This is a genomic window from Isoptericola sp. NPDC060185, from assembly GCF_042728595.1.
Lineage (GTDB): Bacteria > Actinomycetota > Actinomycetes > Actinomycetales > Cellulomonadaceae > Isoptericola.
The window spans coordinates 1-19540 of sequence record NZ_JBHWYY010000017.1 but is presented as its reverse complement, the minus strand read 5'-3'; the positions used below and the strand labels follow the sequence as shown (position 1 = coordinate 19540).

The 19540-nt window shown below is 73.3% G+C and carries 18 protein-coding genes; 2 read left to right on the top strand and 16 right to left on the bottom strand.

Features of this window, described 5'->3' with window-relative positions; all coding sequences use genetic code 11:
• Positions 1 to 80: 80 nt before the first annotated feature.
• The gene (locus ACFWDO_RS08525) at positions 81 to 611 is read right to left on the bottom strand and encodes an ASCH domain-containing protein (protein WP_380323634.1); all 531 of its coding nucleotides are present in this window, start codon (positions 609 to 611) and stop codon (positions 81 to 83) included.
• A gap of 59 nt (positions 612 to 670) precedes the next feature.
• On the opposite strand from ACFWDO_RS08525, the gene ACFWDO_RS08520 reads away from it, so the two are divergent.
• On the top strand, positions 671 to 1105 hold the full coding sequence (locus tag ACFWDO_RS08520) for an NUDIX hydrolase (RefSeq protein ID WP_380323631.1): 435 nt from the start codon (positions 671 to 673) through the stop codon (positions 1103 to 1105).
• A gap of 88 nt (positions 1106 to 1193) precedes the next feature.
• Here ACFWDO_RS08520 and ilvC read toward each other — a convergent pair whose 3' ends face one another.
• The 14 genes from ilvC to ilvD (ACFWDO_RS08450) all read right to left on the bottom strand — a co-directional run bounded on the left by ilvC (position 1194) and on the right by ilvD (ACFWDO_RS08450) (position 17100).
• Positions 1194 to 2222, bottom strand: coding sequence for a ketol-acid reductoisomerase (gene ilvC / locus ACFWDO_RS08515; RefSeq protein WP_380322274.1), 1029 nt, complete (start codon positions 2220 to 2222; stop codon positions 1194 to 1196).
• A 63-nt stretch (positions 2223 to 2285) separates the two neighbouring features.
• The gene (gene ilvN / locus ACFWDO_RS08510) at positions 2286 to 2807 is read right to left on the bottom strand and encodes an acetolactate synthase small subunit (RefSeq protein ID WP_380322271.1); all 522 of its coding nucleotides are present in this window, start codon (positions 2805 to 2807) and stop codon (positions 2286 to 2288) included.
• Between the two features lie 5 nt (positions 2808 to 2812).
• Positions 2813 to 4636, bottom strand: a complete 1824-nt coding sequence (locus ACFWDO_RS08505) for an acetolactate synthase large subunit (protein WP_380322268.1) — start codon at positions 4634 to 4636, stop codon at positions 2813 to 2815.
• 284 nt (positions 4637 to 4920) lie between these two features.
• Positions 4921 to 6015 carry an ABC transporter permease subunit gene (locus ACFWDO_RS08500; protein WP_380322266.1) on the bottom strand — a complete coding sequence of 365 codons (1095 nt, stop codon included), beginning with the start codon at positions 6013 to 6015 and terminating at the stop codon, positions 4921 to 4923.
• Positions 6012 to 6998 carry an ABC transporter ATP-binding protein gene (locus ACFWDO_RS08495; protein WP_380322263.1) on the bottom strand — a complete coding sequence of 329 codons (987 nt, stop codon included), beginning with the start codon at positions 6996 to 6998 and terminating at the stop codon, positions 6012 to 6014. Before ACFWDO_RS08495 ends, ACFWDO_RS08500 begins: the two co-directional genes overlap by 4 nt.
• A 160-nt stretch (positions 6999 to 7158) precedes the next feature.
• Entirely contained in the window at positions 7159 to 8478 is a 1320-nt protein-coding gene (locus ACFWDO_RS08490; RefSeq protein WP_380322260.1) for a VOC family protein, read from the bottom strand.
• Positions 8475 to 8804, bottom strand: coding sequence for a 4a-hydroxytetrahydrobiopterin dehydratase (locus ACFWDO_RS08485; RefSeq protein ID WP_380322258.1), 330 nt, complete (start codon positions 8802 to 8804; stop codon positions 8475 to 8477). Before ACFWDO_RS08485 ends, ACFWDO_RS08490 begins: the two co-directional genes overlap by 4 nt.
• 32 nt (positions 8805 to 8836) lie before the next feature.
• The gene (locus ACFWDO_RS08480; protein ID WP_380322255.1) at positions 8837 to 9421 is read right to left on the bottom strand and encodes a pyridoxamine 5'-phosphate oxidase family protein; all 585 of its coding nucleotides are present in this window, start codon (positions 9419 to 9421) and stop codon (positions 8837 to 8839) included.
• A 32-nt stretch (positions 9422 to 9453) separates the two neighbouring features.
• Positions 9454 to 11142 (bottom strand): dihydroxy-acid dehydratase, encoded by a 1689-nt coding sequence (gene ilvD / locus ACFWDO_RS08475; protein WP_380322252.1) that lies wholly within the window; start codon positions 11140 to 11142, stop codon positions 9454 to 9456.
• On the bottom strand, positions 11139 to 11975 hold the full coding sequence (locus tag ACFWDO_RS08470; protein WP_380322249.1) for a PaaX family transcriptional regulator C-terminal domain-containing protein: 837 nt from the start codon (positions 11973 to 11975) through the stop codon (positions 11139 to 11141). The genes ilvD (ACFWDO_RS08475) and ACFWDO_RS08470 overlap by 4 nt, the downstream gene beginning before the upstream one ends.
• On the bottom strand, positions 11972 to 13234 hold the full coding sequence (locus tag ACFWDO_RS08465; protein WP_380322246.1) for a kynureninase: 1263 nt from the start codon (positions 13232 to 13234) through the stop codon (positions 11972 to 11974). Before ACFWDO_RS08465 ends, ACFWDO_RS08470 begins: the two co-directional genes overlap by 4 nt.
• Positions 13231 to 14289: a hypothetical protein gene (locus tag ACFWDO_RS08460; RefSeq protein ID WP_380322243.1), complete on the bottom strand. Its 1059-nt coding sequence runs from the start codon at positions 14287 to 14289 to the stop codon at positions 13231 to 13233. Before ACFWDO_RS08460 ends, ACFWDO_RS08465 begins: the two co-directional genes overlap by 4 nt.
• Positions 14286 to 15194 carry a tryptophan 2,3-dioxygenase gene (locus tag ACFWDO_RS08455; RefSeq protein ID WP_380322240.1) on the bottom strand — a complete coding sequence of 303 codons (909 nt, stop codon included), beginning with the start codon at positions 15192 to 15194 and terminating at the stop codon, positions 14286 to 14288. Before ACFWDO_RS08455 ends, ACFWDO_RS08460 begins: the two co-directional genes overlap by 4 nt.
• A 43-nt stretch (positions 15195 to 15237) precedes the next feature.
• On the bottom strand, positions 15238 to 17100 hold the full coding sequence (gene ilvD, locus ACFWDO_RS08450) for a dihydroxy-acid dehydratase (RefSeq protein WP_380322237.1): 1863 nt from the start codon (positions 17098 to 17100) through the stop codon (positions 15238 to 15240).
• 241 nt (positions 17101 to 17341) lie between these two features.
• Between ilvD (ACFWDO_RS08450) and ACFWDO_RS08445 the strand changes: the two genes are divergently transcribed.
• Positions 17342 to 17917, top strand: a complete 576-nt coding sequence (locus tag ACFWDO_RS08445) for a DoxX family protein (RefSeq protein ID WP_380322234.1) — start codon at positions 17342 to 17344, stop codon at positions 17915 to 17917.
• A 49-nt stretch (positions 17918 to 17966) separates the two neighbouring features.
• On the opposite strand, the gene ACFWDO_RS08440 is transcribed toward ACFWDO_RS08445, so the two are convergent.
• A complete protein-coding gene (locus ACFWDO_RS08440) occupies positions 17967 to 19487 on the bottom strand; it encodes a peptide MFS transporter (protein WP_380322231.1) in 1521 nt (506 codons plus the stop codon).
• Positions 19488 to 19540 lie beyond the last annotated feature (53 nt).

Here is a 19540-nt window from a genome sequence, read left to right as displayed (position 1 = left end):
GGCGCCGCCCGGCACTCCGGCAGCTCCGTCAGTTTCGTCCTGTGCCGCTACCCGGCCGGTCGTCGGTGTCGGGCGTCGCGTCAGGCGCGGAACAGCACCTTGAACCGCTCGCACACCACTGGCATCGCCGGGTCGAACTCGCGCTCGATCTGCTCGAGCGTGCGGCGCCAGTAGCGCTCGTGCCCTGCCCGCCAGTCGGCGAGGGAACGGTCGCCCTCGCCCTCGGCTGCGGCGTGCTCGACGGTCACCTCGTCGAACGGCACCGTGTCGACCTGGGTGGTCTTGATGAGGAGGCGGGGTGCGCCCGTGCCGTCGAGCACGATCGACAGGTCGCCCTTGCGCGGCAGCGGCTCGTCCGCCGCCTCGTACTCCCACGCGGCCGCGGCGGTCCCGGTCTTCACCCCGTCGAGGACGAGCTGGAGCAGCTCGTCGGCCAGCTCGGGCGAGTCCCCGAACGACCAGGCCGGCGGCGGCACGACGTTCTCGGACCGCTCGCCCACCGCACCGCCGTGGCTGGTGCGGCCGGCGCTGGGCCGCGCGACGTCCCAGAACTGCGTGATGCGGTCAGCCTGCTCGGCGTCGGTCAGCGCCGGGTTCGCGTCGTCGGTCATGCCGGCCATCCTGCCAGGCCGCGGCGCCCTGGACCCCTGTGACATGGCACGATGCCCGGATGTTCACGCGCGTCGCCGCCTACGCCCTCGTCGTCGAGGACGACCGGATCCTGCTCCCCCACTGGTCCGCCGGTACCGGTTCAGGCTGGACGATGCCCGGCGGAGGCATCGACCCCGGCGAGCACCCGGAGGACGCGGTGGTGCGCGAGCTGCGCGAGGAGACGGGGTACGACGTCGCCCTCGACGGCCTGCTCGGCGTCGACAGCATCGTCATCCCCGCCGACCGCCGGATCGCGCTCGACGGCGTCACCCCCGCCGAGCCGATGCACGGCATCCGCATCGTGTACCGCGCGCACGTCGTCGGCGGCGAGCTCACCGTCGAGGCCGACGGCAGCACCGACGACGTCGCCTGGCACCGGCTGTCCGACGTCGACGCCCTCGACCGGGTGGGCCTCGTCGACGTCGTCCGCGGCTGGGCGGGCCTGCTCGACTGAGCCACAAGAAATTCTCCGGACGCACGTGCGGCCGCCGACCGGGGATCACCCGGGCGGCGGCCGCGCGCGTCGCTGCTGACGGTGTGGGTCAGCGAGCGGCGCTGCCCTCCGTGTAGTCGGAGTCAGCGGGCTTGATCCACGAGAACATCTTCCGGAGCTCGCGCCCGGTGGTCTCGATCGGGTGCGCCTCGCCCTTCTCGCGCAGCGCGGTGAACTCGGGCGCGCCCGCGTCCTGGTCCGCGATGAAGCGCTCGGCGAAGGCGCCGTTCTGGATGTCCGCGAGGACGGCCTTCATGTTCTCCTTGACGTGCGGGTCGATGACGCGCGGGCCGGAGACGTAGTCGCCGTACTCGGCCGTGTCGGAGACGGACCAGCGCTGCTTGGCGATGCCGCCCTCGACCATGAGGTCGACGATCAGCTTCAGCTCGTGCAGCACCTCGAAGTACGCGACCTCGGGCTGGTAGCCCGCCTCGGTCAGCGTCTCGAAGCCGTACTGGACCAGCTGCGAGGCGCCGCCGCACAGCACGGCCTGCTCGCCGAAGAGGTCGGTCTCGGTCTCCTCGGTGAACGTGGTCTTGATGCCGCCGGCGCGCAGGCCGCCGATGCCCTTCGCGTAGGACAGGGCGAGCGCCCAGGCGGAGCCGGACGCGTCCTGCTCGACGGCGACGATCACCGGCACGCCACGGCCGTCGACGTACTCGCGGCGCACGAGGTGGCCCGGGCCCTTGGGGGCGACCATGAGCACGTCGTGGCCGGCCTCGGGCTTGATGTAGCCGAAGCGGATGTTGAAGCCGTGCCCGAAGACGAGCGCCGCGCCCTCGGTGAGGTTCGGGGCGATCTCGTCGCGGTACACGTGCCGCTGGACCTGGTCCGGCGCGAGGATGACGACGACGTCCGCCTCCTTGACGGCGTCGGCGACGGTGAGCACGCGCAGGCCTTCGTCCTCGGCCTTCTTCGCGGAGGCGGAGCCCTCGCGCAGGCCGACGCGGACGTCGACGCCCGAGTCGCGCAGGTTCAGCGCGTGGGCGTGGCCCTGGCTGCCGTACCCGATGACGGCGACCTTGCGCTGCTGGATGATGGACAGGTCGGCGTCGTCGTCGTAGAACAGCTCAGCCACGGTGATGCTCCTCGGTTCTCGGTACTGCTGCGGTCTTCGGGGGTGAACGGTACGCGCTCGGCCTCAGGCCGTGCGCACCCGCTCCAGTGCTCGGTCGGTGATGGACCGTGGGCCGCGGCCCACGGCGAGCGTGCCGGACTTCACGATCTCGCGGACGCCGAACGGCTCGAGCGCGTTGAGCAGCGCAGACAGCTTCGCGGCGGTCCCCGTCGCCTCCACGACGACGGTGTCGGGCACCACGTCCACGACGTGGGCACGGAAGAGGTCCACGACCTCGAGCACGCCCGCTCGGGTGGCGGCGTCGGCCCGCACCTTGACGAGCAGGAGCTCGCGCTGCACGGACGACTCCGGGTCGAGCTCGACGATCTTGATGACGTTGACCAGCTTGTTGAGCTGCTTGGTCACGTGCTCGAGCGGGTGCTCCTCGACGTCGACGACCACGGTGATGCGCGAGATCTCCTCGTGCTCGGTGGGGCCGACGGCCAGGGAGTGGATGTTGAACGCGCGCCGCGCGAAGAGCGCGGTGACGCGGGTGAGGACGCCGGGCTTGTTCTCGACCAGCACGGACAGGGTGTGACGCGACATGGGTCTCAGTCCTCTCGGTCCCACGCCGGCGAGATGCCGCGCGCGTACTGGATGTCGTCGTTCGGCACGCCGGCGGCGACCATCGGCCACACCATGGCGTCGCGCGAGACCTGGAAGTCGATGACCACGGGGCGGTCGTCGATCTCCTGCGCCCGCTTGATCGCGGCGTCGACCTCGTCCTCGCGCTCCACGCGGATGCCCTCGCACCCGTACGCGTCGGCGAGCTTCACGAAGTCGGGGATGCGCGCGGTGCCGTGCCCGGTGTGCAGGTCGGTGTTGGAGTAGCGCTCGTCGTAGAAGAGCGTCTGCCACTGCCGGACCATGCCGAGCGAGCTGTTGTTGATCAGCGCCACCTTGATGGGGATGTCGTTGATCGCGCAGGTGGCCAGCTCCTGGTTGGTCATCTGGAAGCAGCCGTCGCCGTCGATGGCCCACACCTCGCGGTCGGGCTCGCCCACCTTGGCGCCCATCGCGGCGGGGACCGCGAAGCCCATGGTGCCGAGGCCCGCGGAGTTCAGCCAGGTGCGAGGGCGCTCGTAGCGGATGAACTGCGCCGCCCACATCTGGTGCTGGCCCACGCCGGCGGCGTAGATGGCGTCCGGCCCGGCCAGCTCGCCCAGGCGGGAGATCACGTGCTGCGGGGCCAGGTGGCCGTCGGCCGTGGGCGTGTAGCCCAGCGGGTAGGTCTCGCGCCACGTGTCGAGCTGGTGCCACCACGCCGCCAGGTCGGGCTTGCCCACCTTGGCGTGCTCGGCCTCGAGGGCGGGCACCAGGTCGGCGATCACCTCGCGCAGGTCGCCCACGATCGGCACGTCGACGGGGCGGTTCTTGCCGATCTCCGCGGGGTCGATGTCGGCGTGCACGACGGCGGCGCTCGGGGCGAAGCTCGACAGCCGGCCCGTGACGCGGTCGTCGAAGCGGGCGCCCAGAGCGACGACGAGGTCGGCCTTCTGCAGCGCCGCCACGGCGGGCACGGTGCCGTGCATGCCGGGCATGCCGAGGTGCTGCGGGTGGCTGTCGGGGACGGCGCCCCGCGCGGTGAGCGTCGTGACGACGGCCGCGCCCGAGACGTCGACGAGCCGGCGCAGCGCCTCCGACGCGCCCCCGCGGATGACGCCGCCGCCCACGTACAGCACCGGGCGGCGGGCGGTGGCGAGCAGCTTGGCGGCCTCGCGGATCTGCTTGGCGTGCGGCTTCGTCACGGGGTGGTAGCCGGGCAGCGACAGCTCCTGCGGCCAGGAGAACGTCGTCGAGGCGGTCATCGCGGACTTGGCGATGTCGACCAGCACCGGGCCGGGGCGGCCCGTCGACGCGATGTGGAACGCCTCCGCGATCGTGCGCGGGATCTCGGCCGGGTCGGTGACCAGGTAGGAGTGCTTCGTGATCGGCATCGTGATGCCGACGATGTCGGCCTCCTGGAAACCGTCCGTGCCGATGAGCGACTGCGCCACCTGTCCCGTGATCGCCACCAGCGGCACCGAGTCCATGTGCGCGTCGGCGAGGGGCGTCACCAGGTTCGTCGCGCCGGGGCCCGAGGTCGCCATCGTGACGCCGACCTTGCCGGTCGCGTGGGCATAGCCCTGCGCCGCGTGCCCGCCGCCCTGCTCGTGCCGCACCAGGACGTGGCGGATCTGCTGGGAGTCCATGAGCGGGTCGTAGAGCGGAAGGATCGCCCCGCCCGGGATGCCGAAGACGTTCTCGACGCCGACCGACTCGAGCGAGCGGACGATCGACTCGGCGCCGGTGACCTCCTCACCGGACACGGCTCGGTCGGCGGGGCGCGCGGTGCGCGCGGCCACCTGGGCGGGGGTCGGGTTCGGCTGGACCATCGGTCTCTCCTGCCGGTCGGTCTGGGCGAGGGGTCTGGCGAAGGGTGTCCGTGCAATAAAAAAGCCCCCGGTCCCGGGACTGCGGGACTGACGAGGGTGAGCGCGCTGACGAAGCCTGGTGCGTGGGCCTAGTCGGCGCGCCCGGGAAGAAGTACTACGAGGATCGTCTGCACGGATCGAACGTTACGCCCGCCACCTCGCGATGTCACGTCGTGAGCCCGGTGTCCCATCATGCGGACAGCATGCGGGACGCCGGGCTCACGACCAGGGGCGACGAGGGGCGGTCAGCTCACGTCACGGCGCCGGAACACGACCGCGGCGACGATCAGGGCCACGACGGTGAGAGCGAGCAGGTAGAGCCCGCCCTGCGCCTGGGAGACCACCTTCTCGACCCAGACGCAGTCGACGATGCCGGACTCCCCCGGCGCGCACTGCTGGGTGTTGTAGACGGCCCCGTCGTTCAGCCACGCGCCGAGGTTCACCACGGGGTTCCAGGCCTGGGCGACGTCGAAGGCGCCGGTCACGAGCGTCCCGACCCAGGCGAGGACGGCCGCCACGCCGATGGCGGCCGCCGCGTGCCGGAAGATCGCGCCGAGAGCCGCGCCGATCATCGCGAGCGCCGTCGCCTCCACGACGAGACGCCCGCCGAACCCGGCGATCTCCCCCCAGCGCTCCGCCGTGAGGTCGCCGACCGTGCCGAACGCCGCGTACACGGCGTAGACCGCGCCGATCAGCGCCACCGTGCCGAGCACCGTCAGCGGGATCGTCCCCGCCCCGGCGGCCACCGCCTTCGACCAGAACACCCGGCGACGGCGCGGCTCGAACGTCAGCCACAGGCCGAGGGCACCGGAGCTCGTCTCGGCGGTCACGAAGCTCACGCCCAGCACGAACGCGATCGCGACGACGGCGAGGGCGCTGGTCGCGATCCGCTGCGTGCCCGCCCCCCAGTCGCTCCACATCGAGGTGTTGATCGCGGCGGCCCGGGGGTCGACGTCGTCACCGTCGAGCCCGCGCTCCTCCGCGTAGGTGTCGAGGTCCGGGGCTTCGGCGGCCGGCGGCACGAAGTAGGGCTGCGGCGGCAGGAACCAGTCCAGCCGCGGCTCCATGTCGTCGCACCCGTAGTCCACGGCCGGGTCGGGGTCCGCCTCCTCGGACTCCTTGCACTCCGCGACCTGCTCGTCGCCGGACTCCTCCCAGCTCGCCAGCTCCTGCTGGTACATCTGCTCGGCTTCCGCGAGCTGCGTCTCCGTGGGAGGCCGGGCGCTCCCGTACGCGGAGAACGCCGTCATGGCCGCGACCGCGAGCACCCCGACCAGCGCCCACCAGGTGAGCCGGCGGGCCCACAGCCTCCGCAGCTCCACGCGCAGCAGGCGGTTCATGCGTCCACCTCCGTCGTCGCGCGGCTGGCACTGGTGTGGCCGCCGGGCGTCTCGTGCGCGGTGAGCCCGAGGAACACGGACTCCAGGTCGGCCTGCAGCGGCGCGAGCTCGTGCACCCAGACGCCCCGCTCGCCGAGCGCGCGGTTCACCTGGGCGGGGTCGGCGGCGCCGTCCACCACGAGCGCGTCGTGCTCGCGGCGCACCAGCAGCCCGCTGGTCTCCAGGACGCTCGTCGCGATCGTGAGGTCCTGCGGCGACACGCGCAGCCGCACGGACCCCGTGGCCGTGCCGGCGCCGATGAGGTCGGCCACCCGGCCCGACGCGACGAGGCGCCCGCGGGCCACGATCGAGACCGTGTCCGCGATGTGCTCCACCTCGGCGAGGATGTGGCTGGACACGAGCACGGTCTTGCCCTGGTCGGCCAGGCCGCGCATCGTCTGGCGGATCTCCCGGATGCCGGCCGGGTCGAGGCCGTTGGTGGGCTCGTCGAAGATCAGCAGGTCGGGGTCCTTGAGCAGCGTCGCCGCGATGGCGAGGCGCTGCTTCATCCCGAGCGAGTACGTGCGGTACTTGTCCCGCGCGCGGCCGGTGAGCCCGACCTCGTCGATGACGGCGTCCACGCGCCCCGCGGGCGCGCCGATCGCGTCGGCGAGCAGGCTCAGGTTGCGGCGGGCGCTGAACGCCGGGAAGAACTTGGGGCTCTCGACGATGGCGCCCACCCGGCCCACGACGTCGGGCAGCTGCTTCGGCACCTCGTGCCCGAAGATCGTGGCGGTGCCGCGGTCCGGCCGGACCAGCCCGAGGAGCATGCGGATCGTCGTCGTCTTCCCGGAGCCGTTGGGGCCGAGGAAGCCGTGCACCCCGCCCACCGGCACCCGCAGGTCGAGGCCCTCGACCCCGACCGACCTCCCCCGCACGCTCCGGTACGTCTTGCGCAGCCCTCGCGTCTCGATCGCGAGCTCTGTGCCGGCTGTCTCGGACACCGCCACCTCCTCGTGGCCGCGGAGTCACCGAGGCCCAGGTCGTCGCCCCGGGCGCTCCGGCGCGCGCCCCGGAGCATAGCGGCAGGTCGGGGTCCTCGGTGGCAGCGCACCGGGCCTGACCAGCGGGTTCTCAGATTTCACCCGGTCGGTCGCGCCGCGGTCAGTCGGCGCCCCGCGCCTCCGCGCGGCCAGGGATCACGGCGATGTCCACCTCGTTGCCCTCGGGGTCGGCCACGGTGCGCCAGAACGGCGACTCCGCGTCGCGCACGACGCGGCCGCCCGCCGCGACGGCCGCGGCGACCCGCGCGTCGGCGACGTCGGCCGGGACCATGACATCCACGTGGATCCGGTTGCGCTGCTCGCGCGGGGCGTCCAGCTGCTGCAGGTACACCGACGGGCCGCGCAGCAGCGGGTCGTACAGGTCGGTCCCGCCCCGCTCGCGGTAGCCGAGCGCCGCGGCCCAGAACGCCTGCACCGCCGCGACCTCCAGCGCGTCGAACGTGAGCTGCACGTCGCGCAGCTGCGCGGGCTCCGCGCGCAGGCCCAGGTCGCGGGCGGCGGCCTGCGCCTGCTGGGCGAGCCGCACCCGGGCGTCGTCGATCCAGCCGTCCTCCGGCGGCCCGACGCGCAGCGTCACCCCGGCGTACCGGACGTCGGCGAACAGGCTCACGCCCGCCTCCTCCGCGGCGCGGGCCGCCCGCGCGACGAGCTCGACGCCCGCGTCGAAGCCGCCCGTCACGTAGTGCGCGCTGGCACCCTGCAGCACCCGCCAGTCCTCGACGCCGCCGGCCGCTCGGAACTCCTCCGGGGTCAGCAGGCCGTCGGCCAGGTCCTCGTCGAAGCCCTCCCAGGCGACGACGTCGGCCTCGTTCCCCTCCACGTCCGCGAGCGTCCACCAGTGCGGCACGAACTCCTCGGTCGTGACCCGCCCGCCGGCCGCGAGCGCCGCGTCGACGCGCGCCTGCCGCACGTCGTGCGGGACGAAGACGTCCAGGTGCAGCCGGTTGCGCAGCGGCCGCGGCTCGGTCATCTCCTGGAACCAGATGCCGGGCCACCGCCCGTGCGGGTCCGCGAGGTCCTCGCCCGTGCGGCGGTGCCCGAGGACGGCGCCCCAGAAGGGCATGACCTGCTCGCGGTCGGCGGCGTCGATCGTCAGCTCGACCTCCTGCACCGCGCCCGGGTCCGCGACGAGCCCGAGGTCGGCGGCCGTCGCGGAGACCTCGCGCGCCAGCGCGACGTCCCGCTCGCTCAGCCCGCCGACGTCGTGGGAGACGACCCGCACGACGACGCCGTCCGGCCGCAGGTCCACGTCGGGGTGGTGGTTCGCCCCGTCCGCGAGCACCCGCACCCGCTCGAGGAGGACAGCGCCCTCCCCCAGGGCACGGGTGCGGAAGAGCGCGCTCGCGCCGGTGCCGAGGGCGCGCCAGTCGGCGGTGCCGGCCGCCGCCTCGAACCCTGCCGGCGTGATCTCGTCGCTCACCGCCGCCCGCCCGCGTGGTGGCGTGCCTCCACCGGGATCTCCAGCTCGCGGGCGGCGTCGCTGATCCGGCGGGCCAGGTCCACGTCGCGCGTGGTCAGGCCCCCGGAGTCGTGCGAGGACGTGCGTACGGTGAGCGTCGCGTACTGCAGGTCCACGTCGGGATGGTGGTTCACCGCGTCCGCGATCTCCGCGATCGCGTCGACGAAGCGCGCGCCGGCCGCGAACGACCCGCTCCGGAAGACCGCCCAGGCGGAGCCGTCGTCCGCCTGCCAGTCCGCGACGCCGTCGGCGTGGAGGAACTCTCGCGGCGTGATCGAGTCGCTCATGCCCCCAGCATCGCCCGGCGGCGTGGCGCTCGCTAGCCCGCGTGGCCGGTGGGAGCGGTGGGGAGGGGGTCGTCGTCGTACGCCGGCAGGCCGTCGATGCTGGTGCGGTTCTTCTGCCGCCGGTACTCGGCCTGGCCCTCGGTGCCCTTGCGGTCCATGAACGGGGGCAGCAGGTCGCGCTCCCCCACGTAGTCGAGCAGCGGCACCCCGTAGCCGCAGGAGTCCGACACCCGGTCGACGTCGACCACGATCACCGCCCGCGCCCCGCGCCTCTCGGGGAAGCGCGGCTCCCAGGCCGCGTACTCGTCGTCGTAGATCGTCACGACGCGGCCACGGCCGTGCATGCGCACGATGTTCGGTGGCCCGTCGAAGGCGCAGAACATCAGGGTGATGCGCCCGTTCTCGCGCAGGTGCGCGATGGTCTCCGCGCCGGACGCCGTGAGGTCGAGGTAGGCGACGGTGTGCTCGTCGACGACCACGAAGGACCCGTCGATCCCCTTCGGCGAGACGTTGACGTGCCCGTCGCCCGCCAGCGGCGCGGTCGCGACGAAGAAGACGTGCTGGGCCTCAAGGAAGCTCCGCAGCCGGCCGTCGATCCGCTCGTGCACCTTTCCCATGCAGCGATCCTGCCTGGTCAGAGCCGGTCGCGTCAGCCCAGGACCGCTCCTCGGGACGCCGACTGCACCAGTTTCGTGTACTTGGCGAGCACCCCGCGCGTGTACCCGTGGCTCAGGGGCGCCCAGCCGTCCCGGCGCGACGCGAGCTCGGCGTCGTCGACCAGCAGGTCGAGCGTCTTGCGCGCGACGTCGAGGCGGATGCGGTCGCCGTCGCGCACGAACGCGATCGGCCCGGCGTCGACGGACTCGGGGGCGATGTGCCCCACGCACAGGCCGGTGGTGCCGCCGGAGAACCGCCCGTCGGTGATGAGCAGCACGTCCTTGCCCAGCCCCGCGCCCTTGATCGCGCCTGTGATGGCGAGCATCTCGCGCATCCCCGGCCCGCCCTTGGGCCCCTCGTAGCGGATGACGACGACGTCACCGGCGGTGATCGTGCCGTCCTCGAGGGCGTCCAGGGCGGCGCGCTCCCGCTCGAAGACGCGGGCCGTGCCCTCGAAGACGTCGGAGTCGAAGCCGGCCGACTTCACGACCGCGCCCTCGGGGGCGAGCGACCCGTGCAGGATCGTGATGCCGCCCGTCGGGTGGATCGGCCGGTCCAGAGCGCGCAGGATCTTGCCGTCCGGGTCGGGCGGGGCGATGTCGGCCAGGTTCTCCGCGACGGTGCGCCCGGTGACGGTGAGGCAGTCGCCGTGCAGCAGGCCGGCGTCGAGCAGCGCCTTCATCACGACGGGGACCCCGCCGATGCGGTCGACGTCGTTCATGACGTAGCGGCCGAACGGCTTGAGGTCGCCGAGGTGCGGCACACGGTCGGCGACGCGGGAGAAGTCGTCGAGGGTGAGCTCCACCTCCGCCTCGTGCGCGATGGCGAGCAGGTGCAGCACCGCGTTGGTGGAGCCGCCGAACGCCATCACCACGGCGATCGCGTTCTCGAAGGCCTCCTTGGTGAGGATCTGGCGCGCGGTGATGCCGCGCCGCAGCAGCTCGACCACCGCCTCGCCGGAGGCCTGGGCGAAGGCGTCGCGACGGCGGTCCGCCGACGGCGGCGCGGCCGACCCCGGCAGCGACATGCCGAGCGCCTCCGCCGCCGACGCCATCGTGTTGGCCGTGTACATCCCGCCGCACGCGCCCTCGCCGGGGCAGATGGCGCGCTCGATGCGGCCGACGTCCTCCTCGCTCATCAGCCCCCGCGCGCACGCCCCGACGGCCTCGAACGCGTCGATGATCGTCACGTCCTTCTCCGTGCCGTCCGAGAGCTTCACCCAGCCGGGCATGATCGAGCCGGCGTAGAGGAACACGCTCGCGAGGTCCAGGCGGGCCGCGGCCATGAGCATCCCCGGCAGCGACTTGTCGCAGCCGGCGAGGAGCACCGAGCCGTCGAGCCGCTCGGCCTGCATCACCGTCTCCACCGAGTCCGCGATGACGTCGCGGGAGACGAGCGAGAAGTGCATCCCCTCGTGCCCCATGGAGATGCCGTCGGAGACGGAGATGGTGCCGAACTCGAGCGGGTAGCCCCCGCCCGCGTGCACGCCGTGCTTCACCGCCTGGGACAGCCTGTCCAGCGAGAGGTTGCACGGCGTGATCTCGTTCCACGAGCTCGCGACGCCGATCTGCGGCTTCGCGAAGTCGTCGTCGCCGAGCCCGACGGCGCGCAGCATGCCGCGCGCGGCCGTCGCCTCCAGGCCGTCGGTGACCTGGCGGGACCGGGGCTTGAGATCGCTCATGCCCCGAGCGTAGGGACGACGGCGCGCACGTGCGCGGCGGCCGGCCCCGCGAGCGCGGCGCGCAGCGCGGCGAACCGTGCGACACCCGCGGTGCCCGGCCAGTCCGCGGGCAGCACGGCGGCAGGCAGCCCGGGGTCGACGTACGGCAGCGGGCGCCAGTCGTCGACGGCGCGCACCCAGCGCGCGAAGGCGTCGGCCGGGTCCCTGCCCGCGGCGGCGGCCTCGGGGTCGGGGTGCGCCGCGAGGAAGGCGCGGTGCCGGGCGGCGAGATCGTCCAGGTCCCACCAGCGGGCGACCGCGTCCGCGAGCGCCCCGGCCACGCGGGGCGTGCCCGTGAGGAACACGGTGGCGGCGTCGCGCAGGCCGAGCCCGTCGAGGATGCCCTCGACCTCGTCGGTGAGGTGGCCGGGGCAGATCCACAACCCGTCCGCGACCGTGCCGCACCCGATGCCGGCCAGGTGCCGGCGCAGCTGGTGGCGCGCGTCGCGCCGCGCCTCGGGGATCGAGAACGACACGAGGCACCAGGGCTCCTCCGAGCCCTGCTGCCGGAAGCCGAAGATCCGCCGGTCGCCGCGCGCGAGCATCGCCTCCGCGCCCGGAGCGAGGCGGTACCCCGCCCGCCCGCCGGGCTCCTCGGCGTCGAGCAGGCCCCGGGCCTTCGCCCGCGAGACCGCCGACCGCGCGACCCCGGGAGCCACGCCTACCGTGCCGAGCAGCGCGACCAGGTCCGCGACGGCCAGGTGCCCGCCCAGGTCGCGGGCGTACAGGCCCACGACCGTGCGCAGCAGCGACGTCGCGCTGCCGGGGCGGGCGTCGAGGTCGTCGAGGATCACGCGGTGCCCGTGATGCCCGCGCCCGTCACCTCGACCAGCGCGTCGCGCACCGCCTCCACGCCGACGCGCACCTCGTCGAACGACGTGGACAGCGGCGAGAGGCCGAGGCGCAGGCCGTTCGGCCGGCGGAAGTCCGGGATCACGCCGCGCTCCCACAGCAGCGGCAGGGTGTCGGCGAACGCGTCGTGGTCGACGGTCACGTGGCTGCCGCGGCGGTCGTCGTCCCGCGGGGAGGCGACGCGCACGCCGAGCGGCACGAGCAGGTCGTCGACGAGCTCCAGCGCGAACCGGGTGAGCGCCACCGACTTGGCTCGGACGGCGTCGAGCCCGGCGTCGGCGACGAGGTCGAGCATGTCCTGCATCGCCAGCATCCCGACGATCGCCGGCGTGCCGGACAGGAACCGCCGCACACCGGCGTGCGGCGCGTACGCGGGGCCCATCTCGAAAGGCTGGTCGCTGCCCATCCAGCCCTGGATCGGCTGCACCAGCTCGTCCTGCAGGTCCGCGCGCACGTAGCCGAACGCGGGCGACCCCGGCCCGCCGCCCAGGTACTTGTACGTGCAGCCGGCGGCGAGGTCGGCGCCCCACGCGTCGAGCGCGACGGGCACCGCGCCCGCGGAGTGACACAGGTCCCACAGCACCAGTGCGCCGGCGTCGTGCGCGCGCCGGGTGATCTCCGCGGCGTCGCTCACGTACCCCGAGCGGTACGCCACGTGGCTCAGCACGACGAGCGCCGTCCGCTCGCCCAGCACCGCGGAGACCTGGTCCGGCGTGACGCCGCCGTCGTGGTCCGGCGCGATCCAGCGCAGCGTGGCGCCGTGCTCGCGGGCCACGCCCTCCAGCACGAAGCGGTCGGTCGGGAAGTTGCCGGAGTCGAGGACGATCTCGTCGCGCCCGGCCGCCCGCGGCGACGACAGCGCCGCGCGCACCAGCTTGTAGAGGATCACGGTGGTGGAGTCGCCGACGAACGTCTGGCCCGGCGCCGCGCCGAGCGCCACCGCGCCGATGCGGTCGCCGAGGCGCAGCGGCAGCTCGTACCACTCCTCGTCCCAGCCGCGGATGAGGCGGGCGCCCCAGACCTCCGGCGCGAAGCGGGCGAGCCGCTCGGCGGACGCCCTCGTGGGGCGGCCCAGCGAGTTCCCGTCGAGGTAGGCCGTCACCTCGTCGGAGGGGACGAACGCGGACGTGAACCGGGCCAGCGGGTCGGCGGCGTCCAGCGCGGCGGCGCGGTCGCGGCGGGTGGCGGCGGCGGTGGTCATGCGGCTCCTCCGGGTGCGGTGGGCTGGTCGGTGGGTGGGACGAAGGCGGGGTCGCTCAGGTCGGCGACGTCGAGGACGGTGGCGCGGGCGAGCCACGCGGCGTGCACGGCACCGTCGTCGGCCCGCGCGGGTGCCCGGCCCGGCACGAACGACACCAGGCCGGCGGGCGGGTCGTCGCCCACCAGCGCCTGGAGCAGGGAGCGTCTGCCGAGCCCGGCCGCCGCGAGCGCGGCCAGCTCGCGGGCGTTCAGCCCCACCGGCAGCGGGCCGTTGCCCAGGTCGGTGCCGTAGCGGACGCGGCCGCCCGCCGCGACGAACCGGCGGACGTTGTCGAGGGCGGTGTCGTAGGCGGCGGCCTCCTCGGGCGTCGGGTCGCCCCAGCCGTGGACGTCGAGGGTGCTGAGCCAGGTCGTCGGCCGGCCCGCGGCCCCGCCCGAGGCCATCGCCACGAGCAGCTCGTCGGGCAGGCGCTCGCTGAACGGGGCGTGCGCCAGCCGGTCGGCCCCCGCCGCGAACGCGCGCGCGGCCTGGCCCGGCCCCTCGGCGTGGGCGACGACGTCCCGCCCCCGGGCGTGCGCCCGGTCGACGACGGCGGCCAGCGTGGCGTCGTCGGGCGTCGGCCCGGCGCCCGCGTGCAGCGCGACCTTGACGAACGACGCCCCGGCGGCCACCTGCCGGTCCACGGCGGCGACGGCGGCCGCCGGGTCGGCGACCTCCTCGACCCAGGCGGCGGGTGCCCACGGCCGGTCGCCCGGGTACCCGCCCGGCGCGGTGAGGAACGCCCCCGCGTACGCGACGCGCGGCATCGCCGGGTCGCCGGCCGTCGCCGTCGCCAAGGCCGCAAGGTCGGCCGCGGTCCCGCCCAGGTCGTGCACGGCGGCGACGCCGCGCGACCTCAGCGGCGCCGGGTCCACGAGGCCCAGGTGCACGTGATGGTCGGTGAACGGCGGGAGCAGGGTGCCCGCCTCCTGCAGGCGGAGGCGGACCTCCGCCGGGACGGTGCCGGGGAGGGTGACCGGGGCGAGGCCCGGGGGCACCCGGAGCGGGCCGGTCACGACCGTGCGCCCGGACCCGCCGTCGCCCCGATCTCGGTGCGCACCGCGAACAGCTCGGGGAAGAACGTGAGGTCGAGCGCCCGCTGCAGGAAGCCGACGCCGCTGGAGCCGCCGGTACCGCGCTTGGTGCCGATGATGCGCAGCACCGTCTTCATGTGCCGGAAGCGCCAGAGCTGGAAGTTGTCCTCGAGGTCGACGAGCTCCTCGCAGGTCTCGTACGCCGACCAGTCGGACTCGGGGTCGGCGTAGATGCGGCGGAACACCTCGACGAGGTCCTCGTCGAGCGCGTGCGCGGTGGTGACGTCGCGGTCGAGCACCCGCTGCGGCACGTCGTGGCCGTGCCGGGCGAGGTAGCGCAGGAACTCGTCGTACACGCTGGGCTCGGCGAGCAGCCGGGCGAGCTCCGCGCGCGCCTCGGGCTCCGCGTCGAACACCGCGAGCATCCGGGCGTTCTTGTTGCCGAGCAGGAACTCGACCGCCCGGTACTGCCAGGACTGGAAGCCCGACGCGTTGCCGAGGAAGCCGCGGAACTGGGCGTACTCGCTGGGCGTGAGGGTCGCGAGGACCGACCACTGCTCGGTCAGCGTGCGCTGCACGTGCTTGACGCGCGCGATGCGCTTGAGCGCCGCCCCGAGCTCGTCGGCCGCGAGGAGGTCGCGGGCGGAGACGAGCTCGTGCCGCACCAGCTTGAGCCACAGCTCCGTGGTCTGGTGCTGCACGATGAACAGCATCTCGTCGTGGTGCGCGGGCGTGCTGATCGGCTCCTGGGCCGACAGCAGCCGGTCCAGGTGCAGGTACGAGCCGTAGGTCATCCGCTCGCGCAGGTCGGTGACGATCTCCGGCTCGAGCTCCCGCTCGTTGCGCGCGGCGGACGTCGGGGCAGGCTGCGGCGGCTGGTCGACCATGCCCGGAGCCTACGCCACGGCTATGACGCGAACGTGACGACCGTCAGCGTCGCGCGATGAGCGACACGTCGCGCACGGCGCCGCGGTCCGCGGACGTCGCCATCGCGGCGTACGCCTGCAGGGCCGGGGACACGTAGCGGTCGCGGTTCTCCGGCTGCCACGGGTTCTCCCGGGCCTCCATCTTGGCGCGACGCTCGGCGAGCACCTCGTCCGGCACGTTGAGGCGGATCAGCCGGGTGTCGACGTCGATCTCGATCTCGTCGCCGTCCTCGACCAGGCCGATCGTGCCGCCGGCCGCAGCCTCGGGCGACACGTGCCCCACGGAGATGCCGCTCGACCCGCCGGAGAACCGGCCGTCGGTGATCAGCGCGCAGACCTTGCCCAGGCCACGACCCTTGATGAACGACGTCGGGTAGAGCATCTCCTGCATGCCCGGGCCGCCGGACGGGCCCTCGTAGCGCACCACCACGACGTGGCCCGGCTGGACCTGCTTGGTGAGGATCTTCTCGACCGCGTCCTCCTGCGACTCGCAGACGAGGGCCTTCCCCACGAAGTGGAAGACGTCCGGGTCGACGCCCGCCGTCTTGAACACGGCGCCGTCGGTGGCCAGGTTGCCGCGCAGCACGGCCAGGCCACCCTCCACGGTGTACGCGTGCTCGAGGTCGCGGATGCAGCCGCCGGCGGCGTCCGTGTCAAGGCTCTCCCACACGTTCGACGTCGAGAAGGCCTGCGTGGTGCGCACGCCCCCGGGCGCCGCGTGGAACAGCTCGACCGCCTGCTGGGTGGCCTTGCCCCCGCGCACGTCCCAGTCGTCCAGCCAGCCCCGCAGGGTCGGCGAGTGCACGGACGTCACGTCGTGGTCGAGCAGGCCGGCGCGGTCCAGCTCGCCCAGCAGGGCGGGGATGCCGCCGGCGCGGTGCACGTCCTCCATGTGGTAGTCCGGGTGGTTCGGCGCCACCTTGCTCAGGCACGGCACCCGGCGGCTGATCGCCTCGATGTCGGACAGGTCGAAGTCGACCTCGCCCTCCTGCGCCGCGGCCAGGATGTGCAGCACCGTGTTGGTGGAGCCGCCCATCGCCACGTCGAGGGCCATCGCGTTGGAGAACGCCGCCTTGGTGGCGATCGACCGCGGCGCGGCCGAGTCGTCCTCGTCGTCGTAGTACCGCTTGGCCAGGTCGACGATCGTGCGGCCGGCCTCGAGGAAGAGCTCCTTGCGAGCGGCGTGCGTGGCCAGCGTCGAGCCGTTGCCCGGCAGCGACAGGCCCAGCGCCTCGGTGAGGCAGTTCATCGAGTTCGCGGTGAACATGCCCGAGCAGGAGCCGCAGGTGGGGCAGGCGTTCTCCTCGACCTGGGCGAGCGCGGCGTCGGACACGTTGTCGTCGGCCGAGTAGTTGATCGCGTTGATGAGGTTGAGCGGGGTCTTCGCCACTCCGTCGGCGACGACCGCCTTGCCGGCCTCCATCGGCCCGCCGGACACGAAGATCACCGGGATGTTGAGACGCAGCGCCGCGTTGAGCATGCCGGGCGTGATCTTGTCGCAGTTCGAGATGCAGACGAGGGCGTCCGCGCAGTGCGCGTTGACCATGTACTCGACCGAGTCGGCGATGAGGTCGCGGCTGGGCAGCGAGTAGAGCATCCCCGCGTGACCCATCGCGATGCCGTCGTCCACCGCGATGGTGTTGAACTCCTTGGACACGCCACCCGCCTCGCGGATCGCCGAGGCCACGAGGTCGCCCATGTCCTTGAGGTGGACATGGCCCGGCACGAACTGCGTGTAGGAGTTCGCGATCGCGACGATCGGCTTGCCGAAGTCCTCCGAGCCCATGCCGGTGGCGCGCCAGAGCGCGCGGGCACCGGACATGTTGCGGCCGTGGGTGGACGTCCGAGAGCGCAGGGGACGGCTCATGTCAGCTCCTTCGACGAGTGGTGCCGCGCCATCACGGACGGCGCGCACGGGAACGCTACGCCCGCCGTCCCGCATCCCGGGCATTCGTCCGTCCTTTGGTCGCTTTGCCGGTCGAAACGACACGAAGGTCACGAAATGGTTGCGACGCCGAGGCAACCTTGGCATCTTGACCCGAGTTCGGCAGCACTCCGTCCAAATCAGACCGGCACCACGCAGCGCACCACGATCAGGGAGCTCACTCATGACCGCGACCGCCGCAGGACACGACACGACCCGTACCACGACCACCGACCGCACCCGCGCGGACGACGACGCGCACGTCGTCACCCGCCCGGCCGCGCGCCGCGCGCTGGCCCTGTGTCGCCTCCTCCTGGCCGGGGTCTTCCTGTGGCCCGTGGCCGACAAGACGTTCGGCCTGGGCTACGCCACCCCCGCCGAGCGCGCGTGGGTGTCCGGCTCCTCCCCCACGGCCGGGTACCTGGGCTCGATCGAGAGCCCGCTCGCCGCCGGCTTCGCCACGCTCTCCGGCCCCGCCGTCGACTGGCTCTTCATGCTCGGCATGCTCGGCACGGGCCTGGCCCTGCTGCTCGGCATCGGGCTCCGCGTCGCCGCCGTGGCCGGCGGCCTGCTCATGCTGTCCCTGTGGGCCTCCGTCTGGCCGTTCGCCGCGGGCTCGCAGAACCCCGTCGTCGACCAGCACCTGCTCTACGCGGCCCTGCTCGTCGCGCTCGCCCTGACCCGCGCCGGCGACACCTGGGGGCTCGGCCGCGCCTGGGCCGCCTCGCCGGTCCCCGGCAGCGCGGGCTGGCTGCGCTGACGCGGCACCTCGCCGCCCCTGCACCACGCACCCCCGCGGCGCCGGCGCCTCACGCGCCGGCGCTGTGGGTGTGCTCCAGCTCGTCGGCGTGGCGGATGTGCCGCGTGACCCACGGCGCGAGCAGCAGCAGGATCCCCGCGAACACGAGCGCCACCACACCGATCCCGCCGAAGTACGCCGTGTCCGACACGCCCTCGGTCGCCTCGATCGTCTGGGCGGTGATCGCCTGCCCCGCGGCGGACGACAGGAACCACAGCGCCATCGCCTGCCCACGGAAGGCGCGCGGCGCCAGCAGCGTCGTGGCCGCGATGCCGACCGGCGACAGGCACAGCTCGCCGAGCGTCTGGATGACGTAGACGCCGATGAGCACCCAGGGCGGCGCCTTCGCGTCGGCGAAGACCTCGGACATCCCGGCGAGGAACAGGAACGACAGCGCCGCGAGCGTGAGCCCCATGACGAACTTGTAGGCGGTCGGAGGGCGGTCGCCCGTCTTGGTCCAGATCCACGCGAACACCGGCGCCAGGACGATGATCGACGCGGGGTTGATCGACTGGAAGAACGCCGGCGACAGCTCGATGCCGAAGAGGTTCAGGTCCGTGCGGTCCGCGGCGAACTGCGTCAGCGTCGTGGCCGCCTGCTCGAAGATCATCCAGAACAGCATCGCCGCGACGAACAGCGGCACGTAGGCCAGCACCCGCGGCCGCTCGGCATCCGTCACGCGCTTCGACCGGTACATCACGGTCAGCAGCACGACCGGGGTCGCCAGCGCGAGGTACGACACCGCGTCGATGAAGGTGTCCGTGCTCCAGCCCCCGGCCATCAGCACCGCGAGCACGGTCGCGACGGCGATGGCGCCCAGCACGATCAGGCCGAGACGGACCACGGCCGGCCGGTCCTCCGGCGTGATCGGGTTGGGCACGTCGGTGCCGGCCTTGCCGAGGTACTTGTACCCGGCGACGAAGAAGACGAGCGCGATGCCCATGCCGACGGCGGCGACCGAGAAGCCCGCGTGGTAACCCCACTGGCGCTGCACGAAGCCCACGACGAACGGCGAGAAGAACGACCCGAGGTTGATCCCCATGTAGAAGATCGAGAAGGCCGGGTCGCGACGCGGGTCGTCGCGGGAGTACAGCTCGCCGACCATCGAGGAGACGTTCGGCTTGAGCAGGCCGGTGCCGAAGGCGACCAGGCCGATGCCGAGCATCGAGAAGGCGTAGGTCGGCACCGTGAGGGAGACGTGCCCGGCGGCGATGATGATGCCGCCGTACAGCACGGACCGGCGCGCCCCGACCACGCGGTCGGCCAGCCAGCCGCCGACCACCGACAGCAGGTAGACGGACGTGCCGTAGATGGACACGAAGGCCGCGCCGGTGGTCGCGTCCATCCCGAGACCGCCGTTGAGCACGGTGTCGGTCAGGTAGAGGTACAGGATGGCGCGCATCCCGTAGTAGCTGAACCGCTCCCACAGCTCGGTGGTGGCGAGCGTCATCAGGCCCCGCGGATGCCCGAAGAACGCCCTGTCCCCCTCGTGCTCCGGGTGCTGCCCGGGCGGCGCCGCCTGGTCGGTCATACCTGAAACTGTGACACCGGCGGTGAACGACGGCGACCGGACGACGCAGGTCC